Source organism: Bremerella sp. JC817 (genome assembly GCF_040718835.1).
GTDB lineage: Bacteria > Planctomycetota > Planctomycetia > Pirellulales > Pirellulaceae > Bremerella.
In genome coordinates, this window is sequence record NZ_JBFEFG010000046.1 from 1 (window position 1) to 344 (window position 344).

Annotated in this window: 1 protein-coding gene; it reads left to right on the plus strand. The window is 68.0% G+C overall.

Going from position 1 to position 344, the window contains the following annotated elements; genetic code table 11:
- A partial coding sequence (locus AB1L30_RS00230) for an AMP-binding protein (protein ID WP_367011352.1) occupies window positions 1-344 on the plus strand: 344 nt, incomplete at both ends.

Below are 344 nucleotides of genomic sequence, written 5' to 3' on the forward strand. Positions count from 1 at the left end.
CCGGAGCGCCGGCAACTGGCCTCCTGGAATGAGACGTCGACGCATTACCCCCGAGAACGATCGCTCGTCGAGCTCTTCCACGAGCGGGCCACAGCCAGCCCGGACTGGCCCGCGATCGAGGATGGCGGCCGCATCCTCTCCTACCGAGAACTGCGTCGTCCCGCCGACCGACTGGCCACCCGACTTCGGGATGCCGGTGTGGCCGTCGGGGACAAGGTTGGTCTCTTGATCGATCGGTCGGCCGACGCGGTGATCGCCCTGCTCGCCGTGCTCAAAACGGGGGCCACCTACGTCCCGGTGGCTCCCGACACCCCGGCGAGGCGTCTGGATTATGTGTTCCGCGA